A 25,058-nucleotide genomic window follows, 5' to 3' on the forward strand; every position below is an offset into this window, starting at 1 on the left:
AAATTAATCCTCTGAAACGTCTTTTTGCTGTTCTGCAAGCATAGGCTTAAGCCTAAACAGGAGCCATGTAGTGAAAATTGCGCTTAGAATAGCAGTAATGCTGAAAAGTATTTTAATATCAATCTTGAATATACTTAAGATGATAATCGAAAATATAGCCGAGGATACCATGAATACTGCGTTTAAAATGTTGTTCGCCGCTACTACACGTGCACGATGTGAGCGTGGAGAAAAGGCTTGCATCATGGCGTATAAAGGTACGATATAAAAACCGCCACTAATCCCGAGTAATGTCACAGCCAGCATGACATGGTAATAGCTCCAGCCTTGGCTAAAGACCTCTTTTAAACCTAGCATTTCACCGCTACGTTCAGGCACAAATGCTAAACTTGCTGCCAAATAAAAAGCAAAAACCGTTAGTCCAATGGCGCCAATGGGGACCATCTTTAAATTTACCTCTGTACCGCCAATTTTGCGGCACAATAATGAACCGGCACCAATCCCGACAGAGAAGAAGGTTAAAAGTAGACTGACTACATTTTCCGAGGCATGCAGGTTTTGTTGAGTTAACTGGGGAATCTGGGTCAGATAGGTTGCCCCATAAAACCAGTACCAGGAATTACCCAATAAAATCATAAAAATAATGGGTAGGCTTTTGGCATATTTTAATGTCTGAAAACTGGTTCTGAAAAAGTTCCAGTCAATTTTAATGTCGGGGGAAGTGACATTTTGCTGTAAAACAAAACGACTCGAAATATAGCCTAGAACAGCAATAGTGACCACCGTCAGGCTAATCCAGACCAGATTGCCATCTGATGCAGAAATCACTGCTCCGCCTAAAATCATACCCATTAAAATAGCCATGGATGTGCCAGATTGAAACAGGGCATTTCCGGACATGAGTTCATTGGGTTTTAAAATTTCAGGTAAAATGGCATATTTGATTGGACCGAAGAAGGTCGAATGCACACCCATTAAAAATAAAGCAGTTAACAATAGCCATAAATGCCCGAGTAAAAAGCCAGCAGAACCAATCAGCATAATCACAATTTCGAGTATTTTAATAGCTCGTACCAGTTGTGAACGTTCATATTTATCCGCAATCTGTCCGGCTGTGGCAGAGAAAATAAAATAGGGTAAAATAAACAATAAGGCTGCGAGATTATTCAGGGTGCTGACGCTGGCGCTTTGCTGATTGATCAAACCATAGGTAATGACCAGTAACAGGGATTGTTTATAGACATTGTCATTCAGTGCACCGAAAAATTGAGTGACAAACATTGGTAAAAATCGACGTGTAGCTAAAAGATGTTCATTTTTTTCCATGGTTTATGGGCTTCATTAAGTTTTATTAAGAAATGTGAGCATTTGGTAAAATACTATAAAAAATCATGTATTATATTTTCAACCTATACTTTTGTGAAAATTCCAATAGATTTGTGCTTGTTCGAAAGCCGATTTTGGTGATTTCCATTATAAATATTATATTAGTTTAGAGTTCTTTATGCTTTCAAAACTGAATTTTAAAAAGTCGACTCTTACACTAAGTGTCAGCTCTTTCATAAAGTGGGATGACCAACATAAACAATTTTGTTTTAGTCTCTTTTTAATATTACTTGCTCAACAAAGTTTTGCACAAGTAACAGAACCTAATTCAACGGTCACTCAACCAGAATTTCAACAACAACTCAAGAGTGAAGCTGTTAAGCAAGGAATGGATAGTCCTGAAGAAATAGAAAAAATTGAAAAATTTCAGGAAAATAAAACTGAGCTGGATAGTTTGCAAATGCTGCAACAACAAGAACAGGCTGGACAAACTTTAGAAGAATTTAAACCGATTGGATTTGAAGATTTAGAAGAACTTCCCATTGCCCCCGTCAGCCAAGCCATGGCAGACGAAATTTTTCGTGAAGCTGAAAATGCGAAAAATCAGGCGCAGCAATATCGTGCTGGACAAGTTAATGAAGTGGTGGTTTCTGACGCGACTCAACAAGAACTGGTAGAAATTAATCAAGCACCCGTGAATGTTGATCAATTGATGTCGAGCATTCAAGACGATAGTAAAATTGTGGTTGAAGCCAATGAAGCGGGAATAACTTTACCCGAGTTAGCGGTTGCAGATGAAGTCAAAGAACCGAATTTGTTTAAGCGTTGGCTCTATAAGATACGACCATCAAGTCAATTGAATACTGCAAAAGTTGCACGCATTAGTGCGGATGTCGTCTTTACATCAGCTGAAAACCCGAGTGAGGTTTCAGGTAAAGCTTATACTCAAGCCTTGGAAAATTTAAAAGATAATCTTAAGGGCAAGCTTTCCAGTTTTACCCAAGAATCCTTTAGTGATTTTCCTTCAGCACTGCCACAATTAAGAACCATGTCAAATCAGGCAGCTCAAGCAGTCGGTTTTTATAATGCCAAATTTAAATTTGAGAAACTGAGTGAGAATCGGGTTCGGGTCAATGTCACCCCTAATTCACCTGTGCTGATTCAAGAACAAAATGTAGAATTTAGTGGCGCAGGTGAACAACAAGCGCAGTTCCAGGTGATCAGCGTACTACCCGATCAAGATGTCGGTGATATTTTGAATCATGGTTTATATGAACAAACCAAAACACGTATTAATGATGCCGCGGTCAACAATGGTTATTTTGACAGTTACTGGCGTTTGCATGATGTAAAAGTTGCTCAGCCGCAAAATACCGCAGATATCAATTTACGCTATGAAACAGGTGATCGCTATAAACTAGGACCCGTAGAATTTCGGATGAGTGATGCATCGAAACCATTTCCAATCGATATGGATGTATTGCAAAGTATGGTGTCGTGGGAAGATGGCGCTGATTATACCTTTTGGCGGGTCAATGGCTTGGCAAACAACTTGACCAACTCGCGTTATTTTAACTACACCTTGGTTGATGCAGTGAAACCAGATCCGATTGAAAAACAGTTAGAGCTTCCACCTGACATTCAAGCATTGGTAGATCAGCAAAAAATATCGGAAAATGAAGCCAGTGTTCAGGATAAAAAACAGACTGTTTCTGCAAAAGAAGTGACTCAATCGGTTGTGGATGAAACACAATTTGCGGGTAAGACCGGTACAGAAGCTAATCAAAATCTGTATCGAACACAAGTAGAACAAGAAACCAAACAGTCTGAAGAAGAACGTTTAAAAGCTCAAGCGCGTGAAGAAAAGAAAATTCCAGTCATCGTGACTTTAAACGCAGACCGTTTAAACAGTGCCGAAGTGGGTGCCGGTTATGGTAGTGATACCGGTGCACGTATTCGTGGTCAGTACCGCCGTGCCATTGTAAACCGCCGTGGGCATTCATTTGATGCCAACTTGGAATTATCCAAAATTCGCCAGTCGATTGACGGCCGTTATAATATTCCTTATCACCATCCATTAAATGACTATATTAGTCTGGTGGGCGGTTATGAGCGTGAAGAACGGGAAGATGTTGCCCAAGGCAATGGATTGATGATTGAATCTGCTGTTGCGGGTGTGGATCGAATTATTAAAAGACCGCGCGGAAACTGGCAACATACGTTTGGTATGCGTTATCGGTTAGATCGTATTACTCAAGATGGTGTGCTAGATTCTGAAGAAATTCCTGATGCATTTTTAGCAAACACCAATGAACAGCAACAATCCTTACTATTTGGTTATGAGGTTTCTCGTACCACCAGTGATAAACGTGTCAATCCAGGCAAAGGTTTTAAACAGACGTATAAAGTAGAACTCGGCAGTGAAAGTTTACTGTCCGATGCAGATATGGCCATTGTGAATGCGGGTTGGCGCTTTATCTATTCATTGGGGGAAAACGATAACCATCAGTTTGTGGGACGTGGTGACGTCGGTTATATCTTTGCACAAGATTTTACCAAAGTTCCTTATAACCTGCGCTATTTTACAGGCGGTGACCAAACTGTTCGCGGTTTTGATTATAAAAGTTTATCGCCAGAAGAAAATGGATTTAAACTGGGTGGCCAAGCTTTAGCGGTAGGTTCTTTAGAGTATAACTATCAATTTAAAGAAGGCTGGCGTGCAGCTGTATTTAGTGACGTGGGGAATGCATACGACAAAGATTTCAATACGCCTACAGCATATAGTGTCGGTTTAGGGGTTCGTTGGGCATCGCCAATTGGTCCAATTCGTATAGATGTGGCTTCAGGTATTTCTGATGATGATCATCCGATCCGTATTCATTTCTTTATTGGTTCACAATTATAAATTTTAAGTTTTAGAGAGCATTATGGCTGAAGTAGACCAGCAACCAGAGACAGAAACCCCTCGACCAAAAAAACGTCGCATTTTAAGGAGTGTGTTATTCACACTCCTTATAGTGTTGGTTCTGCTTATTGCTTCCTTCGCTGTGATGTTTACTACCGATAAAGGCAGTAAATTTTTACTGGATCGAGTATTGGAGCGCCAACAGATTATTCATTATGAATATGAAGGCGGTAATCTGTTAAAAGGCATTATTCTAAAAAATATCCTGATCACTTTAAAACCTGTGGATGTCAAGATTGATCGTGCCGAAGTGACTTTGGGCTGGCGTGCCATTTTAAACAAAGAAATTCATTTGAATCGTGCAGATGTGCGTAATCTGCAAATTATCACTAAAAACCCACCCAGTGATGAACCGTTTAAATTTAATGAAATCCGTCTGCCTTTTGTTTTGCGTTTGGACACGGCAGATGTTGATCATCTATTGATTAAAACTTCAACCACCAGCGTTAAATTTAATGATATTCATTTAAATGAAGCACTTTGGTCAGGTACAGAACTCAAGTTTGAAGATTCGCGCATGGATATGGGCTATCTGTCAGTAAAAAATGCCACAGGAGATATGAAGTTTGAAGGAAAGTATCCTTTAAATGCTGTTGGTGATCTGAATATACCATCTTTGAATAAAAGCTTGAATATTCATGATATTAAAGTGGTGGCTCGAGGTACTTTAGATACGATTCAGGCGGGCGTGGCAACCAATACACCGGATTTGTTAACCGGTTGGGTGGTGCTTCATCCGGTACGTAAACATGTGCCGATGTTTGGCGAGTTGCAGTTCAAACAATATCACTGGCCATTAATGACTGAACAAAAGCTGTTTAGTAAAGATGGTGTGGCGAAATTTAATGGTGATATTGAGCGTTTAAATATCGATGTTGCGACTGATTTGAGTGGTAAAAATATTCCACAAGGTCAGTATAACGGTAGTATGCATACCGATTTAGTTCATCAGCTCGAGATTAGCAATTTAAATGGCCAGCTCATGAATGGTGCCGTGAATGTTGCAGGTGTGGTGAGCTGGAAAGATCTGGTGACTTGGGATATGAATGGTCGTCTGGACAAGATTAATCCTAAAGACAAACTGATCCCTCAAGTTGTCCAAGATTTTTTACCGCCAAGTCTGGATGGTAAAATTGCCTCTAAAGGTAGTTTAGACAAAGGTATGCATTTAACCGCATTGGTTGATTTTGACCGGTATGAAACCTGGAATATCAAACTCGATCAAGCCGAGCAAAAAGGCAAAAAGCCCAATCCGATGCTACTTGATGTTGCGTGGAAAAATATTGACCGCGCCGTACCTTATGTAGGCTGGTTAAGCAGTAAATCAGGTGATGTCCAAATGGCCTTGGTGGAAGGCAGTCAAGATATTCATGTCGCAACGGCTGTGACTAAACATGATAAAGGAATATTGCCTGAAGGGTTCTACAAGGCGAAACTCAACCTTAAAAATAATAATTTAAATGTACCAAGCTTCAGCTATGCAGCAGGTAAAGGCAGCATAAGCGGAAGTGGCAAAGTGGAGTTGCCGAGTGAAAAGCGCCAATTAAAATGGAATGCTACCATTAATGCCAAAGATTTTAATCCACAAACTGTAGTCGATGCTGCACCGGTAAACTTGCTCAATGGACAAATCAAAGCTACTGGTTTCGCCAAGCCAAATCAGCAAATTATTCAGTTAAATGGAATTAACTTAACGGGCCGTCTTGCACAGCAAAATAACAATGAAACTGTCCGCTTAACCGGGCGTAGTACGGTGGCGCTGATTTTCAACAATGAAAAGTCAGGCGGTGGTTTTAAAAGTTTTGCTGTGAATTATGATGGTGCACTGAATGCAAGTCATGTTCAGGCAAGTAAAGGCTTACTTAAGTTTAAAGTTTCAGGCACACCTGAACTGATCAAAATTGCTGAATTGCAGCATGCAGGTATTGCAGGGAAAATTTTTGCCAGTGGTTTGGTCCATCTTAAAAATGGCATAGGCTGGAACGTAAATGCGTCTCTGGTTAGATTTAAGCCGCATTATTTTGTCTCATCTGTACGTGGTGAACTATCTGGTAATGTGAAAACTGAAGGTGTTTGGTCCGATACACTAAAACGCATTAATATCGAAAAATTGAATTTGGCCGGTATCATTAATAATAAACCTGTTCGTGGAACAGGGAATTTGGCGATGGTGATTGATTCAAATCAAAAAGGCTTCTTGCCTAAACAGTTTGAAGCCAATAATTTGTATCTGTCCTATGCAAAAAACCAGATTCAAGCGATGGGTAATGCACAAAACTTAAGATTAAAAATTAATGCACCTGCCTTGTATGAAATTTATAGTGGGCTTCGTGGCCGTGCGTATGGCTATTTAAATGTGCAATCTCAACCACGCTTGCGCGCTACGGCAAATCTGGCAGTAGATGATTTTGGTTTTAATAATTTATTCAGTGTTAAAAAATTACGTGTACAGGGTGAGTTACCCACCTCGGAACTTACGCCAACGCTCATGACTGCCAAAATGGAAAGTCTGCGTAGTGGTTCGCGTGAGATTCAACAAGGTGAAATTTCACTGGCAGGCACGCGTAAAGCCCATATATTAAAAGTTCAGGCCGAGAACAGAATTTCCAAATTTTATGTGCAATTGGCAGGTGGTTTTAATGCACAGAATGATTGGCTGGGACAAATTCAGAAAGGTGATTTTGACTCTTTGCGTGCGCGTTTAGTCCAGCGTCAAAATGCCTCGGTCATATACAGTACTGCAAAATCTGAATTATTTGTCGGTGCCCATTGCTGGTCTAGTCAGCAAAGCCAATTGTGTTTCGATCAACCGATTCGTGTCAGTAAAACCAAAGGTAATGTGTCCTTTGTTACCCAAAATGTCGATTTAAATGACTTTGCCGCATTTATGCCTGAAGGTCTGGCCATTACCGGTAAAGTCAATGGATACGCAAAAGTTGCATGGGCACAAGGTGTCAAACCGAAAATTGATGCAAGACTGGTAACACGCAATGGCGTGATTGGCTTGGCAGCAGAAGATCCCCAAGATATTGGTTCGACATTAAGCTATAACGAAATTGGCTTAATTGCGAAAAGTGTATCCGAAGGTCTACAAGTTCGTTTAGATGTTAAAACCCCTGAAATTGGTACAGGTTATGCCAATGTGATTATTGATCCTTATAAAGCCAACAAACCCATGCGCGGTGAAGTGGCTTTTGACCAAGTCCAACTTAAAGTCTTTAAACCCTTTATCCAGGATATTCGGTCACTTGCTGGGACATTGTCATTTGCCGGGAAAATATCGGGAACACTCACTCAGCCATTATTCAATGGTGAAATGCGCCTGAAAGATGGGGCGATCAGTATGATTTCATTGCCGGTGAATTTAAACAATATTCAGGTTTATTCATCAATTCGCCAAGATCATGCCAGTATTAATGGCGCATTTAATAGTGGTCAAGGTGTAGGGGCATTAACGGGTAATATAGATTGGAAAAATGATCCGCGTATTCAATTGCATTTAAAAGGTGAAAACCTGTTGATTCGCCAAGCACCGTTAATTACGGCAGTAGTCACTCCAGATTTAACTTTAGATGTCTTGCCATTCCAGAAAAAGTTAAGCTTAAATGGTAAGGTTGAAGTTCCGCGTGCCTTAATTTCTCTGCCTGAAGCTTCAGCGCCGGTGATCAATGTATCGTCTGATGTACGTATTGTTCATGAAGGGCAAGATCAGCTCGCGATATTGAGAGCCGCTCGCCCATGGGATATTCGTGCAGATGTTATGGTAAATCTAGGCAATCAAGTGATTTTCCAAGGTTTTGATAGTCGTATTCCACTACTCGGACGTTTATATTTATCACAACGTGGGCTTGAAACCGCAATGCGGGCCAATGGAGCAATTGGGGTTAGTCAAAAGGTAAAAATTGAAGCTTACGGGCAAAGTCTGGATTTGAATCGTGCGATTGCCCGTTTTAATGGACCTTTATATAACCCAACCTTAGATGTTGATGCCAATAAAAGTATACAAGGAAATATTGTGGGAGTGCGGGTTACCGGAACGGCAACTAGCCCAAATATTCAGGTCTATAACGATGCTGGTTTATCTGAACAGGAAGCTTTAAACGCCATTATTACTGGTCGCATTAATGAAGGTACCAGTGGTATTAGTCAGTCAGAGGGCTTTAAGTCAGATGTAAACAATACCATTGCTGCCGCAGGAATTAGTCTGGGCTTGGGCGGTACACGTGCCTTAACCAATCAAATTGGTCGTACCTTTGGCTTGAGTGGTTTAGCACTCGATGCACAAGGAACAGGTGATGATACCCAAGTCAGTGTGACGGGTTATATTACCCCAGACTTGTTTATTCGTTATGGCGTAGGTGTGTTTACACCTGTGAATAAATTGACCTTGCGTTATCAAATGAACAAGCGATTGTATTTAGAAGCGAGCCAGTCCTTAGAGCGAGCAATAGATGTATTCTACAATTGGAGATTCTAAATTTATGAAAAATATAGTTTTTTAATTTATTTTATTTGTTTTAAGATAGCTGAAAAGTTGCTCACCTATACCGATGAGCAGCTTTTCATTTTATCTAAGTATTAAGCATTATAAAAATAGGGTATTATATAATTTTTTAGATTTTATAAAAATAAGCGTAGTAAGAGTCATTAAAATTCTAGTGTATAGAAAAAGGTGACCTAAATAAATCTCTGCTGTGAAACCGACCAAGCCAGTTAATAAAAAACATATGAATAAAACCAGGCAGCATATATCCCCGATACCAATTCATACACAATAAAATTGAGGTGCTTGACTGGTGTGGATTATAAAAGTTAAATTAAAAATACGTCTTATTTGATGACTAAATATACTGATTGTAAATACTATTAGCGTAAGATTTAAAGATGAAAGTTGCAATGAGGAGAGTAAAAAATTCAAAAGGAGAGACTTGAGAATAGAGCTCTTATTTATTATAGAAAAAATATTTTTATAAAGCTTAGATGTACAAAAGCGAGAGTGAACTCTCGCTTTTTACTCTTAAACTATCCTTACAGATGTAAGGATGATTTTAGAATTATAGTGCTACGATGTTTACAGCATTCGGGCCTTTTTGACCTTGAGTGATGCTGAATTCAACTTGTTGGCCTTCAGCCAAAGTTTTGAAACCAGAGTTAGCGATTTCGCTGAAATGAGCAAAAACGTCAGGACCGTTTTCTTGTTGAATAAAACCGAAACCTTTAGTTTCGTTGAACCACTTAACAGTACCTTTAACAGTATTAGACATAATACAATCCTATAAACTTTAATATTTGTTGGCTTAATAAAAAACCGGATGTTAACTTGAAAATATGAATGGAACTTTAAATCTGAAAAACGAAGGATTATGACTAAAACTGCGAAATACAAAAAGATTTACCAGAACAAAACTATTTTTCTAGTTGAGATAAAGAATACAGGCATATTTAAGAATGTGCAAGCTAATATTTAATAATTGATGCTTTTTATAGGTGTTGTATGTGTAACTAAATAATTATTTATTATAAATCAGTTTCTTATATTTTAATTTTTTTAAGTTAAAATTATAAATAGACTCTATTGCATGAATGTAAACTGTTTTATTTAAACCTTATTTGAAAAAAATGACTTAAATTTTCTAGATTGCTTATCTTAGGCATAAAAAAATACTGGCATAACGACTTTAAGCATTCCTTATTATAGTTTCATGGGTCTTATGATTTTGAATTTAGGGCTTAAAACAGGGCAATGACTGCCTAAATGCGTTATTTTTCAATTGAAATGGAATAAAGTTTGCTTTGTTATGATTTAGGGCGTATAAAGCTAACTCGTTGATGCGGGATGGAGCAGTCTGGTAGCTCGTCGGGCTCATAACCCGAAGGTCGTTGGTTCAAATCCAGCTCCCGCTACCAACGAAAGAATAAAAGAGTTTATAGCCTAATCTACACAGATTAGGCTTTTTTTATGCCCTTTATTTGAGTCTGAAATTTGATTTTTGCTATATAAGCGATGAGTTATTTCGTATTTTCCTTAACTTTGATTATGATAGAGCCAACAGGAGAAGGTTCATGAACAAGTTATTCACTTTAATGGTGTTGGTTGCTTTGGTCGGTTGTGCTGAAAAAAAACCGTTAACTGCTGAAGAGCAGTGGAAAGGCTATTGTAAAAGTGTGGGAAATGCTGCAAATACAATTATGTATGATCGTCAAAATGCAATTGATAAAGCAGCCGCATTAGAACATGCCAGTAAAATTGAAGATGCAACGACCAAAACATTCATCTTGGATATTATTGAACAAGTGTATGCGTTTCCATTAGCTGAAATTACTGCAGAGCCTGAAGCAAGCCGTAATCAATTCAAGCAAAAAATCATAGAAAAATGTATCGCGACTCCGCACGATAAAATGCCAGATTATAAACCGTTCTAAGGAACGGTTTTTTTATATTGGCAGTTATTTAAATGTCTAAAAATAGCCTAAGTATGTTCGGCATAAATTGTGACATTTGAGTAAATCATAAATATAGAAAAGCTTATATAAATAGTGAATAATCAAAATAACAACAAAAAAAAACGCTAAGGAGCGCTATATGGACGTTGTGGGTTATCTACATAATGCAGACTTGCTCTTAGAAGATGAACAGGGTGCTGTCGTGATGAGCGGAAGTCATTACGTACTCAGTTTGGGCGATAAAGTCTATCTTCAGCATATGATTGATCAAGAAACGAAGCTTTATCAGGTTCATATTTCATTTGCCAGCGCAGACCATGCTATGCTGCATGAAGATGAAATTCAGGTTAAATTTGAAGGTTGTCGCGATGATTTACGTGAATATATGAATGCAACAACAGTCCACTAAGGTTGAATGTTTTTCTTTTTAAAAAAAGGGCAACATATAGGTTGCCTTTTTTATGTATGAGTTTCAGTCAAAAGTTAATTATTATCATCCTTAAAGGTGTACATTGGGGTGAACCTGCTGATTCATTGATCAATATGGGCATCATTTATTTAGAAAATAATGGGCATCACGAAGAAACACTGGTAGCGCATTAACTTTTAACTGGAATTTTAGTAAAATTTAGCAGTCCATATTATTTGTGAAGCTTTATACAAGCTGGAATTCACAGGTAATTTTTTAAAAAAGAGGAATAACACCGTGCTAGAAGCTTACCGCCAACACGTTGCAGAACGTGCCGCACTCGGAGTCCCACCTAAGCCACTTGATGATGTTCAAACAGCTGACTTGGTTGAGCTATTAAAAAATCCACCCGCTGGTGAAGAAGCATTTTTAGTTGATTTGCTAGAAAACCGTGTTCCTGCGGGTGTTGACCAAGCTGCTTATGTTAAAGCTGCTTTCTTGGCTGCTTTAGCAAAAGGTGAAGCAAATTCTCCATTAATTTCTAAAGAACGTGCGGTTTACTTACTAGGTACTATGCTTGGTGGTTATAACGTAGCGCCTTTAGTTGCTCTTCTTGATGATGCTGAACTTTCTGAGCTTGCTGCTGAAGCGTTGAAAAAAACACTTCTAGTATTTGATGCGTTCCATGACGTTGCAGATAAAGCAAAAGCGGGTAATGCAAATGCACAAGCTGTTATGCAGTCTTGGGCTGATGCTGAATGGTTCACTACGCGTCCAGACGTTCCATCTGAAATTAAATTGACAGTTTTCAAAGTCACTGGCGAAACAAATACAGATGACTTGTCTCCAGCTCAAGACGCTTGGAGCCGTCCAGACATCCCATTGCACGCAAATGCGATGTTGAAAAACGTACGTGATGGCATCAACCCAGAAGTTCCGGGTGAAGTAGGTCCACTGAATCAAATTAAAGAACTTATCGCGAAAGGCAACCAAGTTGCTTACGTAGGTGACGTTGTTGGTACGGGCTCAAGCCGTAAGTCTGCAACTAACTCTGTACTTTGGTTCTTCGGCGATGACATTCCGCACATTCCGAACAAAAAAGACGGTGGTTACTGCCTAGGTTCTAAAATCGCTCCAATCTTCTTCAACACGATGGAAGATGCTGGTGCGTTACCGATCGAGATCGATGTTGGCAACATGAACATGGGCGACGAAATCGTTCTTAAAATTGATCATGCTGCTGCTAAAGTAACTGCGTTCAAAGATGGCGCACAAATCGCTGAAGCTGATCTTAAAACGCCTGTACTTCTAGACGAAGCTCGTGCTGGCGGTCGTATTAACCTGATCGTTGGTCGTGGTTTGACAACTAAAGCGCGTGAAGCTTTAGGTCTTCCAGTATCTACTTTGTTTCGTGTTCCGGTTCAACCTGCTGCAACTGGCAAAGGTTTCACTCAAGCACAGAAAATGGTTGGTCGCGCTTGTGGTCTTCCTGAAGGTCAAGGTGTACTTCCAGGTACTTACTGTGAACCACGCATGACGACTGTAGGTTCGCAAGATACTACAGGTCCTATGACTCGTGACGAATTGAAAGACTTGGCTTGCCTCGGTTTCTCTGCTGACCTTGTGATGCAATCGTTCTGTCATACTGCTGCGTATCCAAAACCAATTGACGTTCAAATGCAACACTCGCTTCCTGATTTCATCATGAACCGCGGTGGTGTGTCTTTACGCCCAGGTGACGGTATTATTCACTCTTGGTTAAACCGTATGCTTCTTCCAGATACTGTTGGTACTGGTGGTGACTCGCATACTCGTTTCCCAATTGGTATTTCATTCCCAGCGGGTTCTGGTCTTGTAGCATTTGCTGCAGCAACTGGTGTTATGCCACTTGATATGCCTGAATCTGTTCTTGTTAAGTTCAAAGGTAAAATGCAGCCTGGTATCACTCTACGTGACCTTGTACATGCAATTCCTTACGTTGCGATTCAACAAGGTGACTTAACTGTAGAGAAGAAAGGTAAGAAAAACATCTTCTCTGGTCGTATCCTTGAGATCGACTTAACAGAAATGGAAAATGACTTAACGGTTGAGCAAGCATTCGAACTTTCTGATGCTTCTGCTGAGCGTTCAGCTGCGGGTTGTTCTATCACTCTTTCTGAAGAGAAAGTTGCTGAATACCTGAAATCAAACATTACGATGTTGAAATGGATGATTTCTGAAGGTTATGGCGATGCGCGTACAATGGCTCGTCGTGTAGAAAACATGGAAAAATGGTTAGCGAACCCATCACTTCTTAAAGCTGATGCTGACGCTGAATACACGAAAGTGTATGAAATTGACCTAGCAACAATTACTGAACCAGTTCTTTGCTGTCCAAACGATCCAGATGATGCGAAATTATTGTCTGACGTTCAAGGCGTGAAAATTGACGAAGTATTTGTTGGTTCATGTATGACTAACATCGGTCACTTCCGCGCAACTGGTAAGTTGCTTGAGAAAGTTCCTGGTGGCGTATTGTCGACTCGTTTGTGGATTGCTCCGCCTACGCGTATGGACGAACGTCAATTGATGGAAGAAGGTTTCTACAACATCTATGGTAAAGCTGGCGCGCGTACTGAAATGCCAGGTTGTTCATTGTGTATGGGTAACCAAGCACGTGTAGCTCCGAACACTACTTGTGTTTCGACTTCTACTCGTAACTTCCCGAACCGTTTAGGTCAAGGCGCTAATGTTTACTTGGCTTCTGCTGAACTTGCATCTGTTGCTGCTGTACTTGGTAAATTACCAAGCCCAGAAGAATACCAACAATATGCAGCTCAAATTGACAGCATGTCAGCTGACATCTATCAATACTTAAGCTTTGACAAAATGAGCGACTACACAGACGCTGCTGCGAATGTTGATACTAAGAAAATTGCTGCTGCTCAGTTGACTTAATTGGTTGAAGTTGATGCAAAAATGAGTTAAAAAAGACCTCACAATAGTGGGGTCTTTTTTATGCAATCAAAAACAATAAGAGCAAGTTTACTGGGTGATCAAATTGCTGAAAATGATAAAGATAATTTGAAAGTAAATTTTATAGAAACTGCTGCATATAGGACATTAATAGAATCTAAAGATGCTACAGTGGTTATTGGTCGTCGTGGTACAGGTAAAAGTGCAATATTTTATAAGTTAAATGAAGTATGGAGAAATCAAAAAAATTACACAATATCGATATCCCCAGAAGATCAAGAGACGATTTTTTTTAGAAAAATATTCTCATTTTTTAATTCAAGTTATTCGACAGCTAGGGCCGCATCTAAATTATTTGTAAAGTATGGCTTCTATTTGGAAATATTAAATGCATTTGCAAGAGATTATAAATTAAAAGAAATCTGTAATAATGATATGGTTATTTTCAGAGAACTCAATGATTGGAACAAACTTCATCAATCAAGCTTTTTTATGAGACTTGCGTTAAAAATTAAAGAAGTAATAAAGCGTCATGAGGATCCTGATATAGCATTAGGTTATTTGAGCTTTGATTTAAAGTTACAAGATATTGAAAAATTTATTGATAAAAATTTACCGAAGAAAAGAGACAATATTTATATATTGGTAGATAAATTAGATGAAGGTTATGAAAATGATGAAATAGGTGCAGCAATAGTTTCGGGGACAATATTATCTGGAGTGGAATTAAATAAAAAATTTGAAAAAATTAGAGTAGTTATTTTTCAACGAGATAATATCATAAGATCTGTTGCGAGATATGACGATGATTATACAAGAAATATTGAAGGGGAATTAATTCGAATTCATTGGGATGTAAGGCAATTATTTAATTTAGTCACTAAGCGTATAAATTCAAGCTTAGAGCTGAAGTTGGAAAATTCAAGAAAAATATGGGAAAGGGTAACTGCTGATCAAGGTCTTGGAAACGAACTTAGAGGTGAAGATGGATTTAAAAAATGTCTACAATTTACTCTTTATAGACCAAGAGATATCATCTCCTTACTAAATAAAGCCTTTTATCAAAGCTTGTCGGAAACAAGAGATACTTTAATAATGAGAGATATTGAAGCTGCTGCTAAAATGATCTCTAAAGCACGTTTAGATGATTTACAAAAAGAATATTATACAATTTTCCCCTCTATAAAACCGTCAGTTAACGCTTTTATGGGAACGACATCAAAAATGTCAGTTAGTGTTGTTTTAAATCATGTAGAAAAATATTTCACGACAATTAATAATTTAAATGAAAAAGAAAAAGTTGACTACGGTTTATTAGGTGCAGATGGGGTGCTGAGAGCTCTTTATAGTGTGGGGTTTGTAGGAATATATGATAAGCAAAGTAATATTTTTACATTTTGTCATGATGGGCGAAATCCAGATCGTGAGTTTAGAGAAAATGATAATGTACTAATACATCCTTGTTATTGGATAGCACTAAATTTGTCTAAAAATGCTTTATCTCCAGATGATGCAGAACAAATCAACGATGAATATGAGATCCAAGTTACATCTCTTGCACCTGAATTAAGGTCACAGAAAATTGGACAATTAATCTCAGCTTTAGTTGAGATCGAGGACGGCAAGGATTGTGCCTCCGATTTTGAAAATTGGTGTTTTAATGTGCTAAAACTTATTTTTAGTTCTCATTTAGATAATTTTGAACTGCATCCAAACGGTTTTGCTACACAACGAAGAGATATTGTTGCAACAAATATTGAGGCTTCAGCTGTATGGAAAAGGATTAGAGCAGACTATGGAGTTAGGCAAGTTGTCTTTGAAGTAAAAAATTTTAAGGAGGTTAGTTCTGCTGAATATAGGCAAATGTCTACATATCTAGCAAGGAATTATGGAAGTTTAGGATTTATAATTTCTAAAAGTGAATTGAATGAACCTAAAAGTGGTGCTGAGTTGGATTGGTGCAAAGAAATATTTAATGAGCAGAAAAAATTAATTATAAAACTGAATGCGAAATTTTTGGCAAGTATGTTAAGTAAGTTAAGAACACCTGAGAAATATGATGTGATTGATAAAAATTTGGCTAAGCTCATTGATACGTATGAGAGGAATTATTTATCTCAGAAGTCGGGTAGAAAAACTAAATAATTATTTATCTCTAAGATAATAACTAATGATTTATGAGTAAAAATAGTACGGGTTAGATATTGGACTTATGCACATTTTTATTTATGCAGATTGTTCTACTTTACACTTCATCCAATAAATCGTTTAATCCCCATATTGTAAAATGATTTAAAAAGTTGATGTAACAATGGCAAAACAATCCCGCTTCCTCTGTATTGGTGGTTTCCTCAATGGAACTCAAGTCAAAGACCAAGGCGATAGCTTTGTCTGTGTCGAAAAGTCAAAAAATGTGACTTACGTTAAGAAAGAAATCTTCCATCAAGAGGCGTGGAATCATGACTACTATGTGTGTGAAACAACCACAGACAAAGAAGCTCGAAATTGGGTGTATGACATCAAATCTAACTAATCGTTTATTGAGTAAATATATCTTTAAAAACTATTATTAACGCGATTGGGGTTTAAATGACCATCGCATTTTTTGGTTAATCATCTATTTAAGATCCTTGCATCTAGAAAAGGGTTGATATCATCGTCAGCCCATTTTTAATGTCTGTTGTAAAACATTCAGACAATAAAAAGCCCCATGGTTAGGGGCTAGTCGTATACAGGTCAAGCCCATATACTGTAAGAGGCTCATCTCAAACTAAGTGTATTAGAACACAGCAGCCTTCAAATAACTATCTATATCTGATCTAAACCACCAACTGCTGTGCAATTACCGGCCATAAGTTTTGATGCGATTTTTTAAACATCAACATATGACCAATGGCTTTATGCTCATAGTTTTTAGGCTTGAGTTCGATCATCTGGGTATTTGCATTCGGGTATAAACGCAGTAAATCTTTCACGTTTGCAAACGTGGCAATCTCATCGTCTGAAGACCAAAGCACAGTGATGGGACAATCAATGTCAGCGTGATAATCTTCAAATACGGTTTTACCCATCGCATTCATGACATAACCCGGTTTGCTGCAAAATTGCGCCCATTGTTTAGCCACATCTTTAGGCAGGTTTTCACCCATACCCATGGCCTGGGTTGGACCATAGCCTTTGGTAATACGCGCCAGTGGGAAAATAATATTGAACATGACAGGGGCAAGCAATTTGGTTTTGCCTTTTAGATCCTTCACATGTCCGGTCGAGCCAGAAACTGCAATGACTTTGGCAACTTTTTGATAGTTTGGCACAATGCCTAAAAGCTGCCCGCCTGCACTATGACCCAATAAAATGACCTGTTCCGCTTGTGTCTTGCATAACAAGGTGTCTATTGCTGCAGGAATATCCAGTTGTCCCCAATCGACAATACTGGCCTCAGACTTACTTAAAGGGCCGTGTAGGGAGCGACCAATACCACGGAAATCAAAACTTAAAACATCATAACCTTGCATAGCCAGCCATTCTGCAAAAGCCTGATAGAAATGCTGGGTAATGCCAGTTGCAGGGCAAATTAAAACAGGATAATTATTTTGACTTGGATTTTGATTGGGGTAAAAACGTCCACTAAGCGAATATCCATCTTTGCAGCTGATTTCTAATGTTTCAAAAATACTCATATTGAGAACATTCTATAAATTTATCTTGCTAATACTGTACCCAAGTTCCAAAAAGAAACTTGCGCAAATGATGACTTTAAAGTCAGAATAGCATTCTAAAAATATGGATATAAATCAATGGATATAGGAAGTTTAGATCAATCTGTTTCGCTTGCCATTATATTTAGCGGTATTTTTCTTTGGATTGGCATGCTGACTGGGGTATGGAAATATTACCAAATACGACATTCTGAACAGGCGCGTGCCCATTATTATGTCGATATTGCGCATAGAAGCAGTTTGCTTTATGCGCCCTCCAGTTTAATTCTTGCGGTATTGGCATATTTTTCAGTCTGGTCTGAAGGGCTTAACTTAATTTTCATACTGATTAATCTATTCTTTTTTAGTTTTTTAATTTTAAGTTATGTATTGCATGGCTGGCTTAAAGATACCAGTAACCAGTTTAAACAGCCGCATCAAATGGGGCGTTGGCATTTGCCAAAATGGATGCTTAGCAGTGCAATGATTTTTTTGGTGGTTGGCGAATTGGGAGCGACAGCAGGGTTATTGCTTGGTGCAATAATGGGCTTGAATGGATTTTGATTAAGAAGATTAACTAGATAATATTTATAATTTTTCTTGGCTTTTTTTAAGATGGGTGAGAGTCACCCATCTTTTATTCGGTAGAATTAATTTGTTTCTGTTGACGATACTTTTGATCGACCACAGCCCAAATGTAAAAGGCAATCGAAACAATAAAAGCATACAAAAAGTATTCAGGCTTTAAATTACCTTGAATTAAACCATGAATAATTAATGTCACGAGCAGAGCAACAGTCGTACTCAAATAGGTGACCATGTTCTTATTTGCTTTTAGAGCGTTAATGAAGATTTCTTTATTGAAATGTAATGATAACATCTCCACCCCTCCTGTCATTTTTTGACCTAAACCTAATTGTTTTAGTCAGATTAGTATCTATTGTTGTACTGGTTATTTAGCGGCATTTCAATAGCTATTGTCATTATTTTGTAATAAAACTATGTTAATGCATAAATTCATATACGGATTTTATTCAAAATGTACACATTAGCTATTTTTTAGTGCATAAAGCCACCAAATTTTATGGTATCTCTTTGCAATAAATAAGCTTTATTCAACAATAGGAGATAGATATATAAGAAAGCAATATTGATGCCATTAGCTGAAAATACGGCATACTAAGTGAGGAGGTGTTGAGAAGAATAACGATTAATTATCGAGCATTATTAGAATGGTGTTTATACAGAAAACTGTGTATTCAGGGATGTAAACAATAAAACTCTATTTGGGTAAAACAGGATGTTTTATTGATCACGCTTAAAATCATGTTTGGGTAAAACTTGATTTTAATGACCTCAGTTTTCGGTTATTTTTTAACTTTGTCGATCACAATAGCAATAATCAGCACAACAGTTGACGGGATTAGCCATGCTAAATTTTGTGCATTTAAAGGTAAATGTTGAACGATTTCAGGCAAGTTAAAATCTGCAACTTTAAGTCCATCCAGTATGCCAAATAAAAATGCAATCGCAGTTACAGGTGCAACAACGTAAGTAGGTCTATTGAAAAACTTCCAGCAGAAGCTCAGTAGAATAACGACAATGGCTGGTGGATAAATTGCACTTAACACAGGTACAGACACTGCAATAAGTTTGGTTAAACCTAAGTTTGAAATGATGAACGAGAAGCCAACCAAAACAAAAACCAAGATTTTATAAGGAATTTTAGTTAGTTCAGAGAAGTATTCTGCACATGCACAGGTTAAACCAATGGCGGTAACCATACAGGCAAGGAAAATCATTCCAGTTAAGAACAGAGAGCCAACATCACCAAACGCATGTTGCACATATGCATGCAGGATCACTGCACCATTTGCTGCATTTGGAGCAACTTCGTGACTGCCTAAACCTAATTTGAACAGACTTAAATAAACCAGCGTTAAACCGACACCAGAAATCAAGCTTGCGATCACTGCATATTTAGTCACCAGTTTTTTGTCAGTTACACCACGTGAATGAATCGCGTGAATAATGACAATACCAAAGACCAATGCGCCTAAAGTGTCCATGGTTAAGTAACCATTCACGAAACCTTCAGAAACAGGAGCAGTCACATAGTTATCAATTGCAGGTGGAATGAATCCAGCAGGAATTGCAAACGCAGCGATACCTAACACAGCTAAAGAAATGATCTTTAAGGGTGCAAGGAAGTGACCTACAGTGTCGAGCAGTTTATTTGGGTATAAAGATACAACAGTCACCACGGCAAAATAAATTGCACTGTAAATGAGCAGGCTGCTACTTTCTGTACCAAAATAAGAAGAAAAACCGATTTCATAAGAAACGGTTGCTGTACGTGGAGTTGCAAATAAAGGACCAACCGCTAAGTAACACACGATAGTTAAAATCAGACTGGCGATTTTACCTAAAGGAGAACTTAAATTCTGGATGGATCCTTCTACACGCGATAACGCCATAATGGTGATAACAGGCAGACCAACTGCAGTAATGAGAAAACCTAAAGCAGCTAACCATACATGTTCACCCGCTTGTTGAGCTACAATCGGAGGAAAGATAATATTGCCGGCACCAATAAAAAGTGCAAATGTCATGAAACCTAAGGCAATAATATCTCTTGTACGGAGACTTGTCATAGAAGGGAGAGGAATTGATCAAAAAAGCGATTTTAGAGGATAGAAAAGCATTTTGGTAATTTATTTTATTCTGGTTATGGCTTTTATTTATATGCATATACAAAGCTATGAACCAATGGCTGAATTTAGGTTGATTTATATTGTTGATTATTGAATGGAAAATAAGAAAATAAGGAAAAATAGTCTTTTTTTTGAAAGCCTTGTGCTCTATTTAAATTTTTTGTAATGACAGTTTAAGTGTATAAAAATCAGTCATTAAAATCTTGCAAGATAATATCGTTTTTCCTTTATGCACTGTAATTAAACAAAAAATTAGCAAAAGGGCTATAATCATAAGCCTTATTTATGAGGATGATGCCATGAAAGCTTCGACTATCACGATTAAAACTGAGCAAGATCTCGAGAAACTGCGTATTTCAGGGCGTTTGGCTGCTCAAGTTTTAGAAATGATAGGCAAGTATGTCAAGCCGGGCGTAAGTACAGAATATCTGGATGATATTTGTAATGATTTCATTGTAAATACTTTAAAAGTAATTCCTGCCAATGTTGGCTATTATGGTTATACCAAAACCACCTGTATTTCACCCAATGAAGTGGTTTGTCACGGTATTCCATCGCCAACGACCATTTTGCAAGATGGCGATATTATCAATATTGACGTTGCAATTATTAAAGATGGTTATTTTGGCGATACCAGTCGTATGTATTACGTCGGTACAGTGAAGCCTGAAGCTATAAAACTGGTTGAAACGACCTATGAAGCGATGGTAGCAGGTATTCATGCAGTGAAACCGGGTGCAACGCTCGGTGATATCGGTTTTGCGATTCAGTCGATTGCACATCGTGAAGGTTATAGCATTGTGCGTGAGTACTGCGGTCACGGCATTGGCAAGGTTTACCACGAACAACCGAATGTTCTGCATTATGGTCAACCGGGTCAGGGGCTTATACTTAAAAAAGGCATGGTATTTACCATTGAACCCATGGTCAATGCGGGTAAGCCACGTGTAAAAGAGCTTAAAGATGGCTGGACCGTGGTTACAGCAGATCGCTCTTTGACTGCACAATGGGAACATATGGTTGCTGTGACTGATACCGGTTTTGAGCTGTTATCTCCTTGGCCAGAAGGTACAGGTTCATATCCTGAAATTTAATTGACAGTATTCAAATGAAATAGTCTGTTTTAATTTAAAATTGAAATAACTTTATTTCGTGTATTAATAAAGTTTTAAAAACGATGAGCTATAAAATTAAATTATTGTTTTAGTTTGATAAATATTTTTTTATTTTTTTTCATGATATTTATTAAATATTAGATTTTTCTGTATTTTGTTTGTACTATAGCCTTATAGATTCTAGCTGTAGTTTCTTTTTCAAAGTTTATAGGCTTGTCCACCTCGGATAAGCTTTTTTTTGTCTAAAATTTTTCATTACATCAAGTGAAGTTTCAAATTTTGTTGATGAGCATCGTTGTATGTTTTGCCAATTGATGGCTGAAAACTGTAAGCAAGGTTGCTTGAAAGATTCAGCCATTATCACTTAATAGTTCAGCCATGAAAAAAATTAATATTTACTGAGATGTTCTACTAAATAATCGATAAAGACACGTACAGCAGGCAGTAGTCCACGACGTGATGGATAAACAGCATGGAAAATACCATGCTGTGCTTTCCAGTTGGGGAGCACACGAACTAATTCACCGCTTTGGACGTAATCCTCCACAATCGTGTCAGGTAATAAGGCAATACCGCAATTTTGTCTTGTCAGTTGCGCAAGCATGATTAAATCAGATCCCATCACCATCGGGTTTACCTTGATTTTTTTTTGATTATTTTTCTCATCATGTACCACAATATGCTGATCGAGATGTTCATCTACCATACTCAGGATGTGATGCTGGCTTAAATCTTCCGGTTGTTTTAATTCACCAAATTCATTTAGATAAGCCTGACTGGCAAATAAGTGTTGTTCGATGTTTTCGAATTTGCGTATCACCAGACTTGGATCGTCATCTAAATTTGAGCGTACCCGTAATGCAACATCAATTCCTTCATTGATGATATCGACACGGCGATTACTGACAATGAGCTGAATTTTGATTTCCGGATAGGTCTTGAGGAATTGAGGCAGAATTTTGGCAATTTCATTTTGCGCGATGGAGACAGGGAGGCTGACCTTAATCACGCCACGCGGCTGGATACTGAGATGATCCACCAAGTCATGGGCCGCTTGGGCGGCATTCATCATGACTTGTGCGTGGCGATAAATATTCATGCCAATGTCCGTGACTGCAAAATGGCGCGAACTGCGTTGAATTAACCGAACCCCCAAATGCTCTTCCAGATTATAAACGCGACGACTTAATTTTGATTTGGGAATGTCGGTGGCGCGTTCTGCTGCACTAAATCCGCCATGTTCAACCACCAAGGCAAAGCAATAAAAATCATCAAGATCAGACAGCATTTAAGAATTCCATTTATGCAACAATATTCAAGATTAAAGGTTTATCGTTGCAGTTTGTCAACTTCAAATTTGTTTAATTTTTCAGATTTAAATTGGCTATCTTATTGAGATCGCAAGGCTAAAGTGGAATATCTATATAGAAGACTTTTCTTTAATTTGATGTGTGACTGCTTTGAGTTAAACAAGGTTGGATTTCTCCATTCGTATTATGACTTCTTATCAATATATAGATTTGCATAAAGGAAAAATGTCATGGAATTAAGACATTTACGCTATTTTGTTGCAGTGGTTGAGGAGCAGAGTTTTACCAAGGCTGCTGAAAAGTTATTTATTGCCCAGCCTCCTTTAAGTCGTCAAATTCAAAACCTTGAAACTGAGCTGGGGGCTTTGCTGTTTGAGCGTGGAAGTCGTCCATTAAAACCTACTGCAATAGGACATTTTTTTTATCAGCAAGCAGTGAAACTGTTATCCAGTGCAGACCAGTTGAAGTCGATCACCATGCGGGAAGGCATTATCAAAAAAACGATTAGCATTGGTTTTGGTGGTTCATTGTTGTATGGATTATTGCCGCGAGTGGTTTATTTGTTTCGTCAGCAACAGCCGTATTTAAAAATTAAACTGGTTCAAATGAATGCAATGGAGCAAATAGACGCGCTTAAAGAAGGGCGTATTGATGCCAGTTTTGGTCGAGTACGGATTTCTGATCCTGCAATCAAGCGAATTTTATTGCGTGAAGAGCCACTGATGGTGGCTGTGCATTCAAGTCATCCACTTACTGAAAATAAAAATGGGGTTAAACTCGAAGAAATTGTGAAGGAACATGTGTTGTTGTATCCCAATCAACCCAAACCGAGTTTTTCCACCCAAATGAAAGGTTTGTTTTCAGAGTATGGTTTAGAGCCGAAGAATTTAACCATGGTTGAAGATATTCAACTTGCTCTAGGTTTGGCGGCTGCGGGCGAAGGTCTGTGCATTGTTCCAGAAAGTGCTCAAACCATGCAGTTTAAACATCTGAATTATATTCCTATACTGGATGATGACGCCGTCAGTCCGGTCTTTATGATTATTCGGAATGCTGATAAAAGCGACTATATCCATTCATTATTAGACAGTGTGTATCAAGTCTATGACCTGGAAGCCATCAAGTATGACCGTCGGATTTTCTAAGATTGATGGCCATTTAATGACTTTATTTATTATTTAATTGTTCTGTTTAAGAAATATGACTTTATTTTAGAAAATGGGCAATTTCGCGACCGAATTTGATCGGTTCACTGAGTAACGGCGTATGTCCAGATTTTTCAAAGATAATCTGTTTAGCGTTTTTTACGCTACTGGCAATCATTTTTTGCCCGGCTGCAGGATAAAGCCTGGATTTTTCGCCAATGAAAAAAGTACTTGGACAAGAAAGCTGTGCAATGGCGTCACGATAGTCTTCGTTATGATGTAAATAATTATTGATATACCAGGCCAAATAATCCAAACGTTGCATGGGTAAAAGAAGGGACTGTAATTTTGGCTGTTTGAATGCGATGTTAAAAAATAAAGGTGTGAACTTATTACTGGCTTGCAGTTGAAGAAAGCCTAGCCATAATTCTAATAAATGTTGCCGGGATGTTGAATCCAGATCCGACAACAGTTTTGCATCGGATTTTAACGCCAGTAATTGTGAGATGTCTGCCAAGAGTTGTTTGAGTTTGGGTTGTTGCTGGCTCAATAAACCGTATTGCCAAGTCTCATCGACCGAAATCTTGGGTGTTTGATCAATATGTAAATAGCGCGTTAATTTTGCATTTAAGTTGCTGTATTGCATACCATGCATGGCCGTTGTTGCACCCATGGAATAAGCGATCACTGAAAATTGATCTAACTGGAGTTGTTCAATCAAGCTGTCTATATCGCGCCAGTGACTGGAAATGGCATCCATTTCAGGAATTTTGCAGCGTTGTGAGCCGCCAAAACCGCGCCAGTCGGGAATAATGAATTTATGATTCTTGGCTTGAGGATATAAGAACGGCAGCCATTGCCAACTTTGCATGCCTAAACCTGACAGAACCAATACAGGCTGTCCTTGTCCAAATTCGCGGACAAACAGTTGTTCGCCGTCTGGCATGCAGTAATGTGGCATGGTGATTTCCTTTATT

18 protein-coding genes and 1 tRNA gene are annotated in these 25,058 nt (G+C 38.3%); 12 read left to right on the forward strand and 7 right to left on the reverse strand.

Translation table 11 applies throughout. The features are described from left to right. Window positions 1-3: 3 nt before the first annotated feature. Window positions 4-1,326 carry an MFS transporter gene (locus tag AY606_RS08185; RefSeq protein WP_067866967.1) on the reverse strand — a complete coding sequence of 441 codons (1,323 nt, stop codon included), beginning with the start codon at window positions 1,324-1,326 and terminating at the stop codon, window positions 4-6. A 178-nt stretch (window positions 1,327-1,504) separates the two neighbouring features. Between AY606_RS08185 and AY606_RS08190 the strand changes: the two genes are divergently transcribed. After that, entirely contained in the window at window positions 1,505-4,231 is a 2,727-nt protein-coding gene (locus tag AY606_RS08190; protein ID WP_067866969.1) for an autotransporter assembly complex protein TamA, read from the forward strand. A 22-nt stretch (window positions 4,232-4,253) separates the two neighbouring features. Beyond that, window positions 4,254-8,768: a translocation/assembly module TamB domain-containing protein gene (locus AY606_RS08195; RefSeq protein ID WP_067866972.1), complete on the forward strand. Its 4,515-nt coding sequence runs from the start codon at window positions 4,254-4,256 to the stop codon at window positions 8,766-8,768. A gap of 577 nt (window positions 8,769-9,345) precedes the next feature. On the opposite strand, the gene AY606_RS08200 is transcribed toward AY606_RS08195, so the two are convergent. After that, the gene (locus tag AY606_RS08200; protein WP_053577989.1) at window positions 9,346-9,555 is read right to left on the reverse strand and encodes a cold-shock protein; all 210 of its coding nucleotides are present in this window, start codon (window positions 9,553-9,555) and stop codon (window positions 9,346-9,348) included. Between the two features lie 566 nt (window positions 9,556-10,121). Here AY606_RS08200 and AY606_RS08205 point away from each other — a divergent pair. From AY606_RS08205 to AY606_RS08230, 7 genes are all read left to right on the forward strand, one after another. Next, window positions 10,122-10,198, forward strand: a tRNA-Met gene (locus tag AY606_RS08205). Between the two features lie 156 nt (window positions 10,199-10,354). Beyond that, window positions 10,355-10,714 carry a hypothetical protein gene (locus AY606_RS08210; RefSeq protein ID WP_067866974.1) on the forward strand — a complete coding sequence of 120 codons (360 nt, stop codon included), beginning with the start codon at window positions 10,355-10,357 and terminating at the stop codon, window positions 10,712-10,714. Between the two features lie 160 nt (window positions 10,715-10,874). Next, on the forward strand, window positions 10,875-11,144 hold the full coding sequence (locus AY606_RS08215) for a hypothetical protein (RefSeq protein WP_067866976.1): 270 nt from the start codon (window positions 10,875-10,877) through the stop codon (window positions 11,142-11,144). A 56-nt stretch (window positions 11,145-11,200) separates the two neighbouring features. Continuing rightward, complete coding sequence (locus AY606_RS16100) at window positions 11,201-11,338, forward strand: hypothetical protein (RefSeq protein ID WP_155858147.1); 138 nt, start codon at window positions 11,201-11,203, stop codon at window positions 11,336-11,338. A 103-nt stretch (window positions 11,339-11,441) separates the two neighbouring features. After that, complete coding sequence (locus AY606_RS08220; protein WP_067866978.1) at window positions 11,442-14,081, forward strand: bifunctional aconitate hydratase 2/2-methylisocitrate dehydratase; 2,640 nt, start codon at window positions 11,442-11,444, stop codon at window positions 14,079-14,081. Between the two features lie 60 nt (window positions 14,082-14,141). Further along, the gene (locus AY606_RS08225) at window positions 14,142-16,244 is read left to right on the forward strand and encodes a P-loop ATPase, Sll1717 family (RefSeq protein ID WP_067866980.1); all 2,103 of its coding nucleotides are present in this window, start codon (window positions 14,142-14,144) and stop codon (window positions 16,242-16,244) included. Window positions 16,245-16,410: 166 nt separating this feature from the next. Beyond that, window positions 16,411-16,632: a hypothetical protein gene (locus tag AY606_RS08230; protein WP_067866982.1), complete on the forward strand. Its 222-nt coding sequence runs from the start codon at window positions 16,411-16,413 to the stop codon at window positions 16,630-16,632. A 286-nt stretch (window positions 16,633-16,918) separates the two neighbouring features. Here AY606_RS08230 and AY606_RS08235 read toward each other — a convergent pair whose 3' ends face one another. Further along, window positions 16,919-17,779, reverse strand: coding sequence for an alpha/beta hydrolase family protein (locus tag AY606_RS08235; protein WP_067866985.1), 861 nt, complete (start codon window positions 17,777-17,779; stop codon window positions 16,919-16,921). Window positions 17,780-17,896: 117 nt separating this feature from the next. Between AY606_RS08235 and AY606_RS08240 the strand changes: the two genes are divergently transcribed. After that, on the forward strand, window positions 17,897-18,361 hold the full coding sequence (locus AY606_RS08240) for a hypothetical protein (protein ID WP_067866987.1): 465 nt from the start codon (window positions 17,897-17,899) through the stop codon (window positions 18,359-18,361). Between the two features lie 73 nt (window positions 18,362-18,434). Here AY606_RS08240 and AY606_RS08245 read toward each other — a convergent pair whose 3' ends face one another. Together AY606_RS08245 and brnQ are read right to left on the reverse strand one after the other, a co-directional pair. Further along, a complete protein-coding gene (locus tag AY606_RS08245; protein WP_067866989.1) occupies window positions 18,435-18,677 on the reverse strand; it encodes a hypothetical protein in 243 nt (80 codons plus the stop codon). A gap of 487 nt (window positions 18,678-19,164) precedes the next feature. Continuing rightward, window positions 19,165-20,451 (reverse strand): branched-chain amino acid transport system II carrier protein, encoded by a 1,287-nt coding sequence (gene brnQ / locus AY606_RS08250; protein ID WP_067866991.1) that lies wholly within the window; start codon window positions 20,449-20,451, stop codon window positions 19,165-19,167. Between the two features lie 359 nt (window positions 20,452-20,810). Here brnQ and map point away from each other — a divergent pair, with 359 nt between their 5' ends. Then, window positions 20,811-21,605, forward strand: coding sequence for a type I methionyl aminopeptidase (gene map, locus AY606_RS08255; protein WP_067866993.1), 795 nt, complete (start codon window positions 20,811-20,813; stop codon window positions 21,603-21,605). 409 nt (window positions 21,606-22,014) lie between these two features. On the opposite strand, the gene AY606_RS08260 is transcribed toward map, so the two are convergent. Further along, window positions 22,015-22,914 carry a LysR family transcriptional regulator gene (locus AY606_RS08260; RefSeq protein ID WP_067866995.1) on the reverse strand — a complete coding sequence of 300 codons (900 nt, stop codon included), beginning with the start codon at window positions 22,912-22,914 and terminating at the stop codon, window positions 22,015-22,017. Between the two features lie 252 nt (window positions 22,915-23,166). Between AY606_RS08260 and AY606_RS08265 the strand changes: the two genes are divergently transcribed. After that, window positions 23,167-24,081: a LysR family transcriptional regulator gene (locus AY606_RS08265; protein WP_067866997.1), complete on the forward strand. Its 915-nt coding sequence runs from the start codon at window positions 23,167-23,169 to the stop codon at window positions 24,079-24,081. A gap of 61 nt (window positions 24,082-24,142) precedes the next feature. Here the strand turns inward: AY606_RS08265 and AY606_RS08270 are convergent, their stop codons facing one another. Then, window positions 24,143-25,042, reverse strand: a complete 900-nt coding sequence (locus tag AY606_RS08270; protein WP_067866999.1) for an alpha/beta fold hydrolase — start codon at window positions 25,040-25,042, stop codon at window positions 24,143-24,145. Between the last annotated feature and the right edge of the window lie 16 nt (window positions 25,043-25,058).

Origin of the sequence: Acinetobacter sp. SFB, from assembly GCF_001647545.1 — a bacterium.
Classification (GTDB): domain Bacteria; phylum Pseudomonadota; class Gammaproteobacteria; order Pseudomonadales; family Moraxellaceae; genus Acinetobacter.